Origin of the sequence: Gillisia sp. Hel_I_86, assembly GCF_007827275.1 — a bacterium.
Classification (GTDB): Bacteria; Bacteroidota; Bacteroidia; order Flavobacteriales; family Flavobacteriaceae; genus Gillisia.
In genome coordinates this window covers 61,815-76,167 of record NZ_VISE01000001.1, presented here as the reverse complement: position 1 = coordinate 76,167, position 14,353 = coordinate 61,815, and the positions used below count along the sequence as shown (strand labels likewise).

Genomic DNA, 14,353 nt, shown 5'->3' with positions numbered 1-14,353 from the left:
GTCACCCTGAACTGGTTTCAGGGTCTTGGATTCATAAATAAAAATACGTCAATGGTAATTTATTTCAGGGCCTAAGTTGAGTGTCTGGTACTATTCATGTTAGATGCTGAAACAAGTTCAGCATGACGATTTATTCATAATTTTGATTTTATGAGTAAAAACGGACATACATTAAATATTATTAAAAATAAATTATCTGTGAATGGTCTGTTTTCTATCTGGACCTACAGAGATCACAGATATTGGAGTTTTTAATTCATCTTCCAAGAATTTCACATAATCCATAAATGCAGATGGTAGTTCAGAAGCATCAGTCATTTTAGTAAGATCTTCTTTCCAACCTTTAAATTCTCTATACACTGGAGCAACATTTTCCGGCTCAATATTGTACGGTAAATGTTTGATTTCTTCTCCCTTATATTTATAAGAGGTACAAATTTTAAGGGTTTTAAATCCGCTTAGCACATCCCCTTTCATCATGATTAATTGCGTGATCCCATTAATTTGAACGGCATATCTAAGTGCTACAAGATCTAGCCATCCGCATCTTCTTGGACGCCCTGTTGTTGCACCAAATTCGTTTCCTACTCTCCCCATTCGTTCTCCATCTGCATCGAAAAGTTCGGTAGGGAAGGGGCCACTTCCCACCCTGGTGGTATATGCTTTAAATATTCCAAAAGCATCCCCGATTTTATTTGGTGCCACTCCTAAACCTGTACATGCACCTGCAGCAGTCGTGTTTGAAGAAGTAACAAAAGGGTAGGTTCCAAAATCTATATCGAGTAAGGAACCTTGAGCTCCTTCAGCTAAAATAGATTTTCCTTCCTCTTGTGCTACTTGTAAATATTGCTCACTATCAATAAATTTCAATGATTTTAACAACTCTACAGCTTTAAAGAATTCTGTTTCCAATTCGACAAGATTATATTGCACATCTACATTATAGAAGCTTATCATTGCCTCATGCTTGTCTGCCAATAACCTGTATTTCTCTTTCCAGTTGTCCAATTCCAGATCTCCAACGCGAATCCCATTTCTCCCGGTCTTGTCCATGTATGTTGGTCCAATACCTTTAAGTGTAGAGCCAATCTTGGCTTTTCCTTTAGAAGCTTCCGAAGCTGCATCCAGCAATCTATGAGTAGGAAGTATCAAATGTGCTTTTCTCGAGATATAAAGATTTTTTCTGTAATCTGTTTTGAACGCATCTAAATTCTCCAATTCTTTTTTGAAAATAACGGGATCTATAACAACCCCATTTCCAACAAGATTTATGGTGTTTTTATGAAAAATCCCGGATGGAATCGTGTGAAGAACGTGTTTCTGACCATCAAATTCCAATGTGTGACCTGCATTTGGACCACCTTGAAACCTTGCAATTATGTCGTATTTCTTGGTAAATACATCTACAATTTTACCTTTTCCTTCATCTCCCCATTGTAACCCGAGTAGTAAGTCTACTGCCATAAATATCTAATTAGTTGATTGTTTTTTTGTGCCGTAAAAGTATAAAGAATGTTTAGAAACTTCAATATTAAAAACTTCTTCTATCGTTTGTTTTATACTTTGAATTCGAGGATCGCAAAATTCTATTACCTCCCCAGTATCGGTCAAGATGATATGATCGTGTTGCCTATCGAAATAAGACTTTTCGTATTGTGATTGATTCTGCCCAAATTGATGCCTTCTAACCAAACCGCAATCCAAAAGCAATTCTATGGTATTATATAAAGTGGCACGACTCACCCTATATTTCTTGTTTTTCATGTTGATATAAAGCGACTCAATATCAAAATGCTCTTCATTATTATAGATCTCCTGTAGGATAGCAAAGCGCTCGGGGGTTTTACGGTGCCCTTTCTCTTCCAAAAATTTGGTGAATACGTTTTTTACAACAGCCTGGTCATTTTTATTTCCGCTTTTCTTGCTCATAATTTTCCTTCCTTTGCAAAGGTATTGGTTTATTCCCTTGACACCTTGTCTATCCCTCTTATTTTTTTAAGATGTTCGATGAGTTTATCCAAGATCGAATTGTTCTTAACAATAACAGTTATTTTTCCAATAAAGACTCCATCTGCACTATCAAAATTAATACTGCGCATGTTTACGTTCATGCTTTTTGAAATCTCTTTAGTGATCTCACTTACCAATCCTAAATTATCTATTCCCGTTAAATTGATGACTGCTTTAAAATCTTGTTGTGACGAATCTATCCATTTTGCCTGAATTATTCTATAAGAATAATTACTTTGAAACTGAATGGCATTGGGGCAATCCTTTTTATGAACTTTTATTCCTTCACTAACAGTTATAAATCCGAATACCCGATCTCCAGGAATGGGATTGCAACAATTGGCCAATTTATAATCCAGCACCTCTTCTTCTTTTCCAAATACAATTTGATCGTATTTAGAAGTGATCTCTTCTTTATTTAGATCTTCTGCAACGGCAGGTTTTCTAATTTTATTTTTAAAATAGCTCACAAAGGCATTGCTTCTGGAAGCGGTAAACTCCTTTAAGCTCTTATTGTCTATTTTTCCAATACCAACCCTATAAAAAAGATCGAGACTGGTTTTTAATTTAAAATAGATCACCAGTTCATTGATCATGCTCTCATTAAAACTCAATTTTTGAGCTTTTAATTTCCTCGCTAAAACAGCTTTTCCTTCTTCCGCAAGTTCTTTTTTCTCTTCTCTTAAAGAAGATTTTATTTTGGACCTTGCCCTGGCTGTACTTGCATAGTCCAACCAATTAATATTGGGTTTTGCGTTATCTGAAGTGATGATTTCTATTTGGTCACCACTTTTTAACTCATGGCTTAGTGGCACCAATTTGTTGTTCACCTTTGCGCCACGCGTATGTAATCCAACGGCTGTATGAATGCTAAATGCAAAGTCTAATGGAGTTGCGCCTTTAGGCAAAGATTTTAGATCACCTTGCGGAGTAAAGACAAAAATCTCTTTTGCATATAAATTCAGTTTGAACTGCTCCACGAAATCCACAGCGTTGGCTTCAGAATTTTCCAGGGCTTCCTGCAATCTGTTCAACCATTCTTCCATGGTTTTTTCTTCCTGCTCTGCGCCTTGCTTATATTTATAGTGAGCTGCATAACCTTTTTCGGCTATTTCATTCATTCGCTCACTTCGTATTTGTACTTCTACCCATCTTCCTTTAGGACCCATTACGGTTATGTGCAAGGCTTCGTAACCTGTAGATTTAGGAGAAGAGATCCAATCTCGTAATCGTATAGGATTTGGTCTAAAATGGTCTGTAACTATGGAATAAATTTTCCATGCCAAGAATTTTTCGTTTGCAATATCACCTTTGTAAATGATGCGGACGGCGAACTTATCGAAGACCTCATCGAAAGTGATATTTTGGGTCTTTATTTTTCTCCAGATGGAATAAATGGATTTAGGCCTTCCCTTAATGGTATAGTCCAGCTGCTCTTGATCCAGCGAATCTTTTATGACCTTTGTAAAATCTTCTATATATGCGTCCTGCTCTTGTTTGCTTTCTCGTATTTTTTGCAGGATATCATTGTAAACATCTGGTTCGGTATATTTTAAACTGAGGTCTTCCAGTTCAGTTTTAATACTGTACAAGCCAATTCTATGTGCAAGCGGCGCATAAATATAAAGGGTTTCTGAAGCTATTTTAACCTGTTTATCCGGTTTCATGGCATCCATGGTTTGCATATTGTGCAACCTATCGGCAATTTTTATAATGATTACCCGTACATCATCATTAAGGGTAAGCAACATTTTTCTGAAATTTTCGGCTTGCAGGGAAACATCCTTATCTTGGTGCAAGTGGGAAATCTTGGTAAGACCATCTACAATTAAAGCAACGGTTTTTCCAAACATCTTCTCAATTTCCAAGATAGAATAGGTAGTGTCTTCAACAACATCATGCAATAGAGCAGCTGCAATAGAAGTTGCGTCCAAGCCAATTTCTGAAGCTACAATTTTTGCAACTGCAATTGGATGAAAAATATATGCTTCCCCAGATTTTCTGCGCTGATCCTTATGTGCTTCTACAGAAGTATCGAACGCCAATCTAATTAGTTTTTTATCCTCTTTAGATAGGGTTCTATAACTAATGCGTAACAATTCTTTATACTGGCGCGCAATTTCCTTATTTTCTTTTACTACTGCAGCTTCTGTCATAACTTAAAATTACGATTAACATTGTAAAGAAACAACTACAAACTAAGTGCTTAAGTTTTTAATTCGCTGTAACAAGGTTGGGTGCGAATAATGCATAAAAACATAGACTTTATGTGGGGTCAAGTTGCTTAAACTGGATTTGGATAATTTTTTTAAACTTGAAATTAATGATGCTGAATTATGTGTATTTTTTGCGAAATCATCTGCCTGATATTCGAATTTTCTGGATAAATAATTCATTATCAATCCTGTTATTTCTGAAATAGGGCTGTATAGAATTCCGAAAGCGATCAATCCAATATGAAAACTTGGATTTTCTACACCTAATGCTTGGGAAAGTAAAGCATTCCCAACAAATAGGGATAATACCCATAAAGTTAATCCTGTGGTTAATATTGAAGCTAGAAGATTTACAATGATATGTTTTTTCTTGTAATGCCCAACTTCATGCGCTAGTACACTTACGATCTCTTCTTCATTTAAATCGTTAACCAGGGTATCATATAAAGTGATCCTTTTTTCTTTCCCGAATCCAGAGAAATAGGCATTTGCCTTCGTACTGCGCTTAGAACCATCTATTATAAAAATATTATCTAACTGAAAACCCACGTTCTTGGCATAGGCTTCAATTTTAGATCGCAGCGATCCATCTTCTAATGGGGATTGCTTATTGAAAAGTGGCACAATGAGTTTTGCGTAAAACATATTGGTAAATACTATGAAAACCGTAACCAGGAGCCAGGAATACCACCAAAAGTCTGTAGAAGTTAACTGGTAAAACCAAACGATCAAGGCTAAAATTCCTCCTCCAACAATGATCATTAATGCCCAGGATTTTAATTTGTCCAACACAAACAATTTTTTTGTTGTTTTATTAAATCCATATTTTTCTTCGATCACAAAAGTGCTGTAATACGAAAAAGGAAGCGTAAGGATATCACTAGCAAACATAATGATCCCGAAGAAAATCAAGGATTTATATATTGGATTTGCGGTGATTCCACTAGCAATTCCATCTACATAGGCAAAGCCATCCAAAAAGAGGAAACCCAATAAAAGTAGCAGGGAAAATACTGAAGAAGCCACTCCAAATCTGTACACTTCTTTCTTATAATTCTGGGATTTTCGGTATTCGGCATCATCGTAGACATCTTCCAATTCCTTTGGGATTGGATCGTTAAACCGACTTGCATTTAGAGAATCTACAATCTTATCGATTATAAAATCGATTAAAATTATAGCGACAATAATATAAAATAAGGTTTCGGCACTCACGTAGGATTGGGTTTTGAAAGTTTGGGATTAATATAGGTTTTATCTACTGAATAAAATTCAAAATTTGTTCCAAATGCTTTATTTGGCAGTTAAAAAGCATCATTTAAAGCCCCGCTGACGTTTGGCTTCGAAAATTAGAATTCCAGCCGCTACAGATACATTCATACTATCTATCTCCCCGTTCATTGGGATTATGATATTTTGGGTGGAATTATCTAGCCATTCCTTGCTTAAACCTGTGGCTTCGGTTCCCACAACTATTGCAGAAGAACTAGTGAAATCTATTTCAGAATAAATTTTTGAAGCCTGCAGTGCAGCAGCATAAATTGAAATATTCTTCTGCTTTAAAAGTCGTATTATTTCTGAAGTAGTACCAACGCCAATATTATTTATAAAAATACAACCCACACTAGACCTAATGATATTGGGGTTAAAAAGATCTGTTTTAGGATTGGCCATGATCACGGCATCTACCTTCGCAGCATCTGCAGTTCTTAAAAGCGCTCCAATATTTCCAGGTTTTTCAGGAGCTTCGGCAACCAAAATCAATGGATTTTTGGAGTCTAATTTTAATGAAGCCAGTGATAATTCTTTAGATCTAAAAAGAGCCATTACCCCTTCTGTGCTGCCTCGATACGCTATTTTTTGATACACTTCTTTAGAAAACTCTGTGATCAAAGGATGGTTTTCAGGATTCGTGTTTAGATCCTTCAAACCTTCGGCAGCAAATAAAGAATCACAAAAAAAGAGTTCCTCGCAAATATAATTTCCTTTAAAAGCAAGCTGAATTTCCCGAACACCTTCAACTATAAAAACCCCTTCTTTTTTTCGGTTTCTGGATTTTTCCTGAAGCTGAAGCAGCCTTTTAACTACTGGATTTTGCGCGCTGGATATTTGTTTGATCATGTTGTAAAAATAGGTACTTATTGATAGTTACAAATATAAAACCTCTGAAATTATCAGAGGTTATATATTCAATTTGAATTTAAGTAAATCGTCATGCTGAATCGACCCATCGGAATCCCGCTCAAACTTGACATGTAGGGGTTCTTCACTCCACTTCGTTCCTTTCAGAATGACAGTTGCTTTTTTATGGTCACTTCGAGCGGAGTCGAGAAGTCTTTAATGTGACAAAATGATTTCATTGAGATTCTTCAATCCGCTGTGCTCCTTTCAGAATGACAGGGCTGGGTTCATTGTCATTCCGACGAAGGCGGAATCCCGCTCAAACTTGACATGTAGGGATTCTTCACTCCACTTCGTTCCTTTCAGAATGACAGTTGCTTTTTTATGGTCACTTCGAGCGGAGTCGAGAAGTCTTTAATGTGACAAAATGATTTCATTGAGATTCTTCAATCCGCTGTGCTCCTTTCAGAATGACAGGGCTGGGTTCATTGTCATTCCGACGAAGGCGGAATCCCGCTCAAACTTGACATGTAGGGATTCTTCACTCCACTTCGTTCCTTTCAGAATGACAGTTGCTTTTTTATGGTCACTTCGAGCGGAGTCGAGAAGTCTTTAATGTGACAAAATGATTTCATTGAGATTCTTCAATCCGCTGTGCTCCTTTCAGAATGACAGGGCTGGGTTCATTGTCATTCCGACGAAGGCGGAATCCCGCTCAAACTTGACATGTAGGGGTTCTTCACTCCACTTCGTACCTTTCAGAATGACAGTTGCTTTTTTATGGTCACTTCGAGCGGAGTCGAGAAGTCTTTAATGTGACAAAATGATTTCATTGAGATTCTTCAATCCGCTGTGCTCCTTTCAGAATGACAGGGCTGGGTTCATTGTCATTCCGGCAAAGGAGGAATCCCGCTCAAACTTGACATGTAAATACTTCTAAAAATCAGTCCTTATTCCGGCTTTCATATTTATCTGAATACCTATGGTATAACTCAGTTTGATGACTTTCCAAACTCAATTCTCTTCCTTGTATAAAAGCTTTACTCAACTTGTTTGTTCGCATATCCAAGGCATCCCCTTCACTAATAAAAAGTGTAGCATCTTTTCCTTTTTCCAAGGTTCCCAACCTGTCATCTATTCCTAGGATTTTTGCATTGTTTAAAGTAATCAATTTTAGGGCTTCTTCTTTATCTATTCCACTTGCTGCAACGGTTCCTGCATAAAAAGGCAAGTTTCGGGTACTAGCACGTTCCATTTGTCCGCTGCTTTCCAATCCAACTAAAATTCCTTTATCTGTAAGTAACTTGGCAAGTTTGTAATTATAGTCATAATCTTCATCATCTTGATTCGGTGTTTTATGAGGGCGAGGCGCTAACACCGCTATGTTTTCGGCTTTTAGAAGGTCTGCAACTTTTACAGCATCGTAACCACCAACAATTACCATGTCTTTTAAATTTTGGTCTTTTTTAAACTGAATGGCATCCATAATCTCACGTTCTCCATCTACATGAACAAATACTTTTTTTCCATTATTGAAAACAGTTTCCATAGATTTATAAGGCAAATTTTCTTGCTGTTGATCTCCCGCTACATAGGCTCTGGAATTATTAAAAAACTGTGTTAGTTTTAAAACCTCTTCGGCATATTTTTCATTTGGTTTCAATCCTCTTTCTTCACCTAACCACCATCTTCCACGTTTAAAACTATTTGGCCAGTTAATATGAAGACCTCCATCTTTCTTAATTGCAGCATCTTCCCAGTTCCAAGCATCAAACTGAACAACTGAAGAGGTTCCTGAAATTGTTCCTCCCCTTGGAACTATTTGCCCAATTAAAACGCCATTTGGCCTCATACTTTCTACAATTTGGCTTTCAGCATTATAGGCTGCCAAACTTCTAATATGTGGCAACATTTCACCTATTTCATCCTCATCATCTGTAGGTCTTAGAGAAGCTATTTCTACTAAACCTAATGTAGTGTTAGGAGCAATAAAGCCGGGATACACATGTTTTCCTTCAGCATTTATAACAGTTCCCCGGTATTGCATTTTGGTTGTGGTAGCATCCAAAACCTGTGTTAAGATTCCGTTTTCAAAAATTATAAGACTGTTTTCTATGACCTCTCCATTTCCAATATGAGCAGTCGCACCTACAATAGTCACTGCTTCATTTTGAGTAGGAGCAGGGGTTTGCTGTGCATATATTGAACTAGTCATTATTAAAATTCCTAGTAAGAGTGTTATTTTTAATCTTTTCATCATTTCCATTATTAATAAGTTTCCAAAGTGTCACAATGCATTTTTTGATCTTCTTTCTTTGTAGCAGGTTGTGTTTTTGCTCCACCATTCTTTGCGCTTAGCATTTGCCCGGTCAGCATATTCTTTTGTTGAGCAATTTCATTCCGAAGTTCCTTATCTTTTTCAATATCAAAATAAACCGTTCCTTCTATAAGTGTTTTTTCGGCTTTGCTATAAATAGATAATGGATTTCCGGACCATAAAACTACATCCCCATCTTTGCCAGTTTCGATACTTCCAACTCGATGCTCCAAATGCAACAGTTTAGCAGGATTCAAAGTGACAAATTTCCAAGCTTCTTCTTCCGAAACCCCTCCGTATTTCACACTTTTCGCCGCTTCTTGATTCAATCTTCTGCTCATTTCCCCATCATCACTATTAATAGCAACAGTAAGTCCTGCATTGTGCATGATTGCTGCATTGTATGGGATAGCGTCCTTTACTTCATATTTGTAAGCCCACCAATCTGAAAACGTAGATGCTCCCGCACCATGTTCTTTCATTTTATCGGCAACTTTGTAGCCTTCTAAAATATGGGTGAAGGTATTGATCCTGAAATCAAAGGCTTCTGCAACTTTCATAAGCATATTTATTTCACTTTGTACGTATGAATGACTACTTACAAACCGATTCCCATTCAAAATTTCAACAAGAGTTTCCATTTCTATATCCTTCCTGTAATTGCCGGTTTTCTTAGCTGCTTCGTAATCTCTAGCCTGACTAAAATAATCTGTAAAGACTTGTTCCACGCCCATTCTGGTTTGTGGAAACCTGCTTTTACTGTCCCAATTGGATTGTTTTACATTCTCACCAAGTGCAAACTTTATAAATTTGGGTGAGTCCGGGAAGATCATATCCTTCGCATTAGATCCCCATTTTAATTTCATGATCGCAGAACGCCCTCCAATAGGATTTGCTGAACCATGTAATAATTGAATTGTGGTTACGCCCCCTGCAAGGTTTCTATAAATATTGATATCTGTAGGATCTATAACATCTTCCATGGTAACTTCGGCAGTAGAGTTTTGCCCTGCTTCATTAATGGCGGAGGCTCCAATATGTGAATGCTCATCTATAATCCCAGTAGTTAAATGTTTCCCTGAAGCATCGATAACTTTCGCTTTTCCCGCATTTAAATTGGTGCCCACCCCGGCAATTTTTCCATTCTTAATTAATACGTCTGCTTTCTCCAAAATTCCTTTGTCGGTATTCGTCCAAACGGTTGCATTTTTAAATAAAATATCTTCTTGCTTAGGAAGTTCCTTAAATCCGTATGCCATATTTGGGAAGCTTAATGGTACAATTGGATAAATGGTTTCTTTTTTATCTTCTTCTTTTTTCTTAGCTACTTTTGTTGAATCAGAAGCTTTTGTTGCAGTGAAAGAAGTCTCCTGCCCATTGCTTAAAATAGCTCGGCCATTTATTTTATTAGTATCATCGGTCACTTTTGCAACCAATCTGGTGTATTCTGTTTTGGTGGAATCTGGCGACGATAATAGTAATTGCATCCAGGTATCTGTATAAGATAGTTTAGATTTTATCTTAGCATCGCCTAGTTTTACTTCGGCTTTGGGAGCATTTGGTTTTCCCGTAATTTCCAGGTCATACTTCTTTCCGTCTACCGCCAACGTGTATTTCCCTTCAAGGTTTGCAGTATTCATATTGTCAAGAACCACTTTTTGGCCTTGTATCCAATTTTCAAATAGGATCGTTTCTTTATCAAAAACATCTCCTGAAGTGATTAAAAAATTCGCCCAAGCCCCTTGTTTGATCACTCCCAATTTATTTTCCTCTCCCAAGAATTTTGCCGGGGTCGTGGTTAGCGCGGCAAGTGCAATGTTTTTATCCAAGCCGTAAGAAATGGCTTTTAGAAGGTTCTCTTTGAATTTTTTTTCATCTTTTAAATTATGGGTTGTTAAAATAAAAGGAATGTTATTTTTAGCGAGCTGCATTAGGTTAGATGGAGCCTGATTCCATCGCTTCATGTCTTGCAAACTCACATTATTTGCCATAAATGGATTTTCCACATCGTATGCATCCGGAAAATCCAATGGAATAATAAACGTGGCATCGGTATTCTTGATTTCAGCAATTCGTTCAAATTCATTTCCGCTACCAAAAATCAAGTATTGGATCCCATTTTCGTCCCCAACCTTATCGGCCCTTAATTCGTCCAATAAATTATCTGTCTTGAAGATCTGGACTAAATTTTTATTTCTATTTAAGGCCTCTAGAGCGAGATCTTTATTAGTGATATTTCCTTTTTCGTACCAAGCGGCATCGATATAGGTTTGCCTTAACAATGCCATTGCGCCCATGATTGATGTAGGGTAGGATTGTCTGGATTGGACACTTTTATCGAAGGAAAGAAAATTAGCCGATCTGTCCTTTAAAATTCGATCTCCCTCAGACCCTTCAGCATTCAAGCTTACCAACATTCCGGTTCCGCGCATAATTCCATCTGCAAGATGCGTGTTCACAACTCCAAATCCGTTTTTCTGAAATTTCTCTGCTTCGGTCTTATTAAAAGTGAAAGATTCCAATGCGTTTGTTTCGGGACGAATATGATCGTTCCAATAATAGCCTTCCCGACTTGCATTATATTGCGGTTGCCCATTACCGCTATTAGCTTTTGTTGGTTTCTTCATTCCAAAATCACTATAGATTTCAATAAAGGATGGATAGACGTCTTTACCTTTCAGATCTATTACAATACTGTTTTTAGAAACAGGAATGCTTTTGCCCACAGCAGTTATTTTACCTTCTTTCACCGCGATCATCCCATTTTCTATAATCGTTGTTGGATCTACGTGAATTTTAGCATTTTTGAAAACCGTATAATTGGTGTTTTCAGATTTTACACCATCATTGTTTGGAAAGTAATCTTGAGCATACAAGTTGAGCCCTGAAAAAATCGCAAGGCAACAGAGTAGAAGTTTTAATCTCATAAAATCGGTAGTTTTAAAAGTGATAGTTTTTCAAAATTAAGAAAGTTGAATTTAAGAATATTTTATGGATTTGGGAATTACTTAAAAAGCATTTTCCACATCATCAAAATAATTGACCAATAATGCCACCACATAACTGTAGCTTTTCATTCCTTCAGCTTGATTGTTGGCTTTTAAAAAGCCATTATAGGTAACCTGAAAAATAGGCTCTAAAGGATTTTGATGCGTTTCCCAAAAATCCCTCACTTCTTTGTAATTGGCCAAGATCCCGGGATGAATCTTCTTTAAAAGTTCATCTGCTTTAGCCTGATCCCGCAAATACAGTTCGTTTAAACAATATCTTAAAGCAAAGGTGAATCCCGAGTATTGAAAATATGGATCTGGATGGTTTATGGTAGCTAAACAAGCTATAAAATTTGCTTCGTTTTCCTTTGCAAAGCCCAATTGATGCCCAATTTCATGACTGGCAGTGGTTGGGATTTTATATTTTACGATCTGCGTATTTACCTGGGCTTCATTAGTAAGTGGGTTTAGATATCCATTAAACCCCATATAAGTTAGTGGAATACTATAAAGCGACCTTTTTAAGCTCTTGCCTTCATAAGTAAGTTTAGGATATTTAGTGCTTAAGCTCTCATAACCTTCAATGGTTTTTCTGAAGAGTGACGTTTTTTTAAATTTATAATCAACTTTAAGAGAATCGTTATCCACTAAACCCGTATGTACCTGATTGGACTTTTTAATAAGCGTTTCGGTTAATAGCACCAATTCTTCAGTAGTATAAGTATTTTTTATTTTTAAAGTTCGGTGGAGTGGAAGCCTGTAGTAATTGAAGCCCCAAAATATATGAAAACACGCATAGATAATAGAAAAGGCAGCAAGAAGGTGCAAAGACCATTTTCTAAAACCTCTGAACTGTGTTTTAAATCGAATGTATACCCATCTGATTATTGAAATGATAAAAAAAGTATATAAAAGATCTCCTATGGAAAATGGGAATATCCCCAATGAGAACCGCATTATTTTTGCGATATATGGATAAATCCCTGTGCTATACCATGTTTCTATAAAATTTGGGAAAGCCGAAATAATCTTAATGACAACAATTTGTATTGGCAATAAAATGGCTAAAACAAGAGTGGTTCTATTTCTCACTTTTCAAATTAATTCTAATAAACTACAACAAAATTTCATGGTTTGTGAATTACCAATATCTTTGTGAATATAGCAAATATTAATACTATGAATGAAGAAATAAGAGCACAAGAACCCAAAGTTTTATGGAACAAATTCGCCGATCTTAATGAAATTCCCCGACCATCCAAGAAAGAGGAACGGGTAATCGAGTTTATGAAAAGCTTTGGGAACAAACTCAATTTGGAAACGCTTGTGGATAAAGTGGGGAATGTAATTATCAAGAAACCGGCAACGGCTGGAATGGAAGATCGAAAAGCGGTGGTTTTACAGTCCCACCTGGATATGGTGCATCAAAAAAACAATGAGACACAATTCGATTTTGATACCCAGGGAATCGAAATGTATGTGGATGGCGATTGGGTAAGGGCAAAAGGAACCACTTTGGGGGCCGATAATGGGTTAGGAGTTGCCACCATAATGGCGATCCTGGAAAGTGATACCATAGAACATCCCGCTCTTGAAGCCTTGTTCACTATAGATGAGGAAACGGGAATGACTGGTGCCAAGGGTTTAGAACCGGGATTATTAAAAGGAGAGATCCTTTTGAATCTGGATACCGAAGAGGATGATGAAATTGGAATTGGCTGTGCAGGAGGAATAGATGTAACCGCAACCAGAAAATATACCCAAGAAGAGGCTCCCGAAGACATGAGTGCCTTTAAAATCACACTGAATGGATTGCAAGGTGGACATTCTGGCATGGACATTATTAAAGGATTGGGAAATGCCAATAAATTAATGAATCGGCTATTGTATGCAGCATCAGAAAATTTCGGGATTCGTATTGCTGAAATAAATGGAGGCGGACTTAGAAATGCCATACCTAGAGAAAGTGTTGCATTGGTAATGGTAGATGATTTTCAGATCAAAGCTTTTGAATCTGAATTGGTGCAAGATTTTGAGGCCATTAAAACCGAATATGCGAAGTTGGAGCCAAAAATGAAGCTAGAAATAGTAAAAGTAGATACTCCTACAAAGGTGATGGATTCAGATATTCAGGAAACCATTTTAAAAGCGATCTATGCCTTGCACAATGGGGTGTTTAGAATGAGCCCCGAGATCGAAGGTTTGGTGGAAACATCAAATAACTTGGCAAAAGTTGAAATTAAGGATGGAAATATCAATTTAAAATGTCTTACAAGATCTTCTGTAGAATCTTCTAAAGACGATCTTACAAATTCTTTAAAAGCCAGTTTTGAGCTTGCAGGTTTTGAAGTTACTTTATCTGGAGACTATCCTGGTTGGGCACCAAATAGAAATTCAGATATTTTAACCGTATTGGATAACCTATATTCTAAACTATTTGATGAAAAAGCAGATGTGGCTGCATGCCACGCCGGATTGGAATGTGGGATTATTGGAAGTCATTATCCAGAGATGGATATGATCTCTTTTGGTCCAACAATTCGGGGAGCACATTCGCCCGATGAGCGAGCAAGTATAAAATCTTCTCAGAAATATTGGAAATTCGTTTTAGAGGTTCTTAAAAATATTCCGAAGAAGTGATTTTTTGAACAGAATGTCACATCGAGTGGAATCGAGATGTTTTTGTTGCCCCTTCGATG

9 protein-coding genes are annotated in these 14,353 nt (G+C 37.0%); 1 reads left to right on the top strand and 8 read right to left on the bottom strand.

Going from position 1 to position 14,353, the window contains the following annotated elements; genetic code table 11:
• Nucleotides 1–192: 192 nt before the first annotated feature.
• The 8 genes from JM83_RS00390 to JM83_RS00355 all read right to left on the bottom strand — a co-directional run bounded on the left by JM83_RS00390 (nucleotide 193) and on the right by JM83_RS00355 (nucleotide 12,746).
• Nucleotides 193–1,464 carry an adenylosuccinate synthase gene (locus JM83_RS00390; protein WP_144958348.1) on the bottom strand — a complete coding sequence of 424 codons (1,272 nt, stop codon included), beginning with the start codon at nucleotides 1,462–1,464 and terminating at the stop codon, nucleotides 193–195.
• Nucleotides 1,465–1,470: 6 nt separating this feature from the next.
• Entirely contained in the window at nucleotides 1,471–1,929 is a 459-nt protein-coding gene (locus tag JM83_RS00385; RefSeq protein WP_144958347.1) for a Fur family transcriptional regulator, read from the bottom strand.
• A gap of 29 nt (nucleotides 1,930–1,958) precedes the next feature.
• Complete coding sequence (locus JM83_RS00380) at nucleotides 1,959–4,166, bottom strand: RelA/SpoT family protein (protein ID WP_144958346.1); 2,208 nt, start codon at nucleotides 4,164–4,166, stop codon at nucleotides 1,959–1,961.
• 42 nt (nucleotides 4,167–4,208) lie between these two features.
• Nucleotides 4,209–5,441, bottom strand: coding sequence for a M48 family metallopeptidase (locus JM83_RS00375; RefSeq protein ID WP_144958345.1), 1,233 nt, complete (start codon nucleotides 5,439–5,441; stop codon nucleotides 4,209–4,211).
• Nucleotides 5,442–5,540: 99 nt separating this feature from the next.
• The gene (locus tag JM83_RS00370) at nucleotides 5,541–6,347 is read right to left on the bottom strand and encodes a TrmH family RNA methyltransferase (RefSeq protein ID WP_144958344.1); all 807 of its coding nucleotides are present in this window, start codon (nucleotides 6,345–6,347) and stop codon (nucleotides 5,541–5,543) included.
• A 943-nt stretch (nucleotides 6,348–7,290) separates the two neighbouring features.
• A complete protein-coding gene (locus JM83_RS00365; protein ID WP_144963647.1) occupies nucleotides 7,291–8,604 on the bottom strand; it encodes an amidohydrolase family protein in 1,314 nt (437 codons plus the stop codon).
• Between the two features lie 11 nt (nucleotides 8,605–8,615).
• On the bottom strand, nucleotides 8,616–11,591 hold the full coding sequence (locus JM83_RS00360; protein ID WP_144958343.1) for an amidohydrolase family protein: 2,976 nt from the start codon (nucleotides 11,589–11,591) through the stop codon (nucleotides 8,616–8,618).
• Nucleotides 11,592–11,672: 81 nt separating this feature from the next.
• Nucleotides 11,673–12,746 (bottom strand): DUF3810 domain-containing protein, encoded by a 1,074-nt coding sequence (locus tag JM83_RS00355; RefSeq protein WP_144958342.1) that lies wholly within the window; start codon nucleotides 12,744–12,746, stop codon nucleotides 11,673–11,675.
• Nucleotides 12,747–12,833: 87 nt separating this feature from the next.
• On the opposite strand from JM83_RS00355, the gene JM83_RS00350 reads away from it, so the two are divergent.
• A complete protein-coding gene (locus JM83_RS00350; RefSeq protein ID WP_144958341.1) occupies nucleotides 12,834–14,294 on the top strand; it encodes an aminoacyl-histidine dipeptidase in 1,461 nt (486 codons plus the stop codon).
• The last annotated feature ends 59 nt before the right edge of the window (nucleotides 14,295–14,353 follow it).

Coding starts and splice junctions, on each gene's coding strand:
- JM83_RS00390 (WP_144958348.1), bottom strand. CDS start 1,464: ATGGCAGTAGACTTACTACTCGGGTTACAATGGGGAGATGAAGGAAAA.
- JM83_RS00385 (WP_144958347.1), bottom strand. CDS start 1,929: ATGAGCAAGAAAAGCGGAAATAAAAATGACCAGGCTGTTGTAAAAAAC.
- JM83_RS00380 (WP_144958346.1), bottom strand. CDS start 4,166: ATGACAGAAGCTGCAGTAGTAAAAGAAAATAAGGAAATTGCGCGCCAG.
- JM83_RS00370 (WP_144958344.1), bottom strand. CDS start 6,347: ATGATCAAACAAATATCCAGCGCGCAAAATCCAGTAGTTAAAAGGCTG.
- JM83_RS00365 (WP_144963647.1), bottom strand. CDS start 8,604: ATGAAAAGATTAAAAATAACACTCTTACTAGGAATTTTAATAATGACT.
- JM83_RS00360 (WP_144958343.1), bottom strand. CDS start 11,591: ATGAGATTAAAACTTCTACTCTGTTGCCTTGCGATTTTTTCAGGGCTC.
- JM83_RS00350 (WP_144958341.1), top strand. CDS start 12,834: ATGAATGAAGAAATAAGAGCACAAGAACCCAAAGTTTTATGGAACAAA.